General features: G+C 63.8%; 3 protein-coding genes and 1 pseudogene. 1 reads left to right on the forward strand and 3 read right to left on the reverse strand.

Features of this window, described 5'->3' with window-relative positions; translation table 11 throughout:
- Positions 1–152: 152 nt before the first annotated feature.
- The 3 genes from ACYVDE_RS19765 to radC form a co-directional block, all read right to left on the reverse strand.
- A complete protein-coding gene (locus ACYVDE_RS19765; RefSeq protein ID WP_460503256.1) occupies positions 153–572 on the reverse strand; it encodes a DUF2846 domain-containing protein in 420 nt (139 codons plus the stop codon).
- A complete protein-coding gene (locus ACYVDE_RS19770) occupies positions 569–1,312 on the reverse strand; it encodes a hypothetical protein (protein ID WP_460503257.1) in 744 nt (247 codons plus the stop codon). Before ACYVDE_RS19770 ends, ACYVDE_RS19765 begins: the two co-directional genes overlap by 4 nt.
- Before the next feature lie 136 nt (positions 1,313–1,448).
- Entirely contained in the window at positions 1,449–2,192 is a 744-nt protein-coding gene (radC, locus tag ACYVDE_RS19775; RefSeq protein WP_460503258.1) for a JAB domain-containing protein, read from the reverse strand.
- Positions 2,193–2,318: 126 nt separating this feature from the next.
- On the opposite strand from radC, the pseudogene ACYVDE_RS19780 reads away from it, so the two are divergent.
- Positions 2,319–2,644: pseudogene (locus tag ACYVDE_RS19780) on the forward strand (metallophosphoesterase); the annotation flags it as partial.

Below are 2,644 nucleotides of genomic sequence, written 5' to 3' on the forward strand. Positions count from 1 at the left end.
CAGGTAGCGCGCCAGCCCGCCCACGGCCGGCGCGTCGGCCCCGCTCTGCCACACGCCCACGTAGAGCAGCCGGCCCCAATAGGCCAGCAGGCCAGCCAGCACCACCCCAAAAAGCCACGCCGAACCCGGCCGAAAAAAAGCCCTGCGCATTCTTAGTGGGTTTTGGTGCGGGGCCGGGGCGCGGGCTTGAGGCCCTGCACTTCGCGCTGGCCCTGGGTTTCGCTCACGGGAGCCAGCAGCAGGGCGCTCGATAAAAAGTCCATTTCTTCCACGGCTTTCACGTAGTAGGTGCGGCCCGGCAAAGCGTCGAGCTGCACGGTCTGGTTGTCGGAAAAATAGCTTAGCACCGATTCCACTTTCACCCGGCCGGCTGGCACATCTACCTGCAAATATCGATTGGTAGGCAGCGGCCCCAGCTTGCGGTCGTTGATTTTAATGTCGTAGGTGGTGCCTTCGAACTCGCGCTGCCGGTAAACGACGACATGCGCGGGTTCGCTCTGCACGGGCGGCGGCCCGTCGTCGGCCCGGCCGCTCAGCAGCAGCCACACCGGAAAAAGGAGGCGCGCCTTCATCGCTTGCTGGAGCTGGCGTGGTTACGCGACAGATAAAAGCCGACCTCCAGATACCCTTGGCTGATGCGGTCCTGCGGGGCATCGAGCAGCTGGAAAACGCTCGATTTCCAGGCGCTGGTTTGCCAGCCGCGCCGGTAGCCCAGGCGCACCACGCTGCCTACGCTCGACTTGCGCTTCTCGCGCTGCGTCAGCTCCAGGTTGACGTCCCAATAGGCGTTTTGCAGCTCCAGCGACGGGATATTGCCGGCCTGGGCGTACTGCGGCAGGTTTTGCAGCGCAATGGGCTGGTTGGTGCGGTTGATGACGGCGTAGTCGTAGTTGATGCTGCCCGCCCCCAGATTGAGGTAGAGGCGCCGGTTGCGGCTGTTGAGCACATCGAACCCCAGCATCCCGCCCGAATAGCTGGCGAAGGTGCGCCGCACCACGCGCGGGTCCTTCTCGTTGGGCACGTAGTAGTTGAGACCGTAGCCGGTGAGCAGCATCAGTTTCAGCCGCTTGTAGCGCCCACCCAAGTAAAGGTGCGCAAACGGGTCGATGCGGGAGTCGCGCTCGATGCCGTTCTGCTTGAAGAACGCCTGCATGTTGGGCGTGCTGGTGAGGCCCAGCGAAAACCCGCCCTCGGTGATGAGCGAATACTTGAAATCACTCTTGGGCGGAAAGCCGGGCGTCTGGGCCGAATCGACGGCTTGGGCGAGCGCTGCCGGGCCGGTGAGGAGCAATGCGAACAGCAGGTGTTTCATGGAAAGTGCGGGTTGGGGTGAGTTGATGCCCCGAAACAAGCCCCGCCCCGCATCTCCCGCAACGCCGCGTGGCCACCGCCGTCAGCTTTGTGGCCAAACCCATCAGGTTTGTGGCCGGGCATCGCCCGTGCACCCGCTACAGCATCCCCTCATCGGCAAAGCTGTAGTAGCTGGATTCGGCAAAAATGAGGTGGTCGAGAATCGGCAAATCCAGAAAGTTGCCGGCCTCTTTTAATTTCCTGGTAAGCTGAATATCCGCCGCGCTGGGGTTGCGGTTGCCGCTAGGGTGGTTGTGCACCAGAATGATGCTGCTGGCCAGTTGCTCCAGCGCTTCCTTGAAAATCATTTTCGGGTCGGCCACGGTGCCGGCCACCCCGCCGCGGCTAATGGCGGTTTTGCGCATCACCACGTTGGCCCGGTTCAGCAGAATGACCCAGAATTCCTCGTGCGGCAAATCCATCAGGTTGGGCCGGATTAAATTGTAGATGTCGCGCGAGCAGGTGATGGTGGTGCGCGGCGCGGCGTCGGCCTTCTTGCGGCGGCGGCCCAGCTCCAGCGCGGCCACCACCGTAATGGCCTTGGCCTCGCCGATGCCGGGGTGGCGGCAGAGCTGCTTCACGCTCTCGCGGGCCAGGGCATTGAGGTCGTTGCCCACGCCTTGCAGCATCAGCTTGCCCACATCTACGGCCGTGAGCCTGGTGGTGCCCGAGCCGATGAGAATGGCCAGCAGCTCGGCGTCGGAGAGGGCGGCGCGGCCTTTGGCGAGCAGCTTTTCGCGGGGCCGGTCGTCCTCGGCCCAGCTTTTGATGCCGGAGGCGGCGGCGGTGGGGTAGGAGGGCTGCGGGGCCTGAGGTTCGGGCAGCTGGTCAGGGGTTTGCATGCGGCAAGGCGGCGGTAGACGGTAAAAAGTGCGCTAAATGTAAAGCAAAAGCCGGCTGGGGCCGTTTAAGCTTCGCAGCCGCCGGCGCAACGTGGTGCCGCGGCCTTATCTGCTTCCGATTTTAAGATGCGAAATCCGTTTGTGTTATGGATAGTGCTGGCCGCGATTGTGCTGGCCGAATATTATGGGTATCAGGCAGTGCGCACGGCCACGCAGCACCTGGCGCCGGGCGCGCGGCGTGCGGTGGCCATTGGCTATTGGGTGCTGACGGGCGTGGTGTGGTGGCTGGCCATCTGGGCCGGCACCACGCGCCAAACCGGCAACACCGTGCTCAAAAGCTACCTCATGAGCTTGCCGCTGCTGCTGCTGGCCGGCACGCTGGTGCTGCTGCTGCCGCAGCTGCTCGAAGACCTCACGCGCCTGGGCCGCTGGATGCTGAGCAACAGCGGCCG

It is taken from the genome of Hymenobacter agri, from assembly GCF_054778495.1.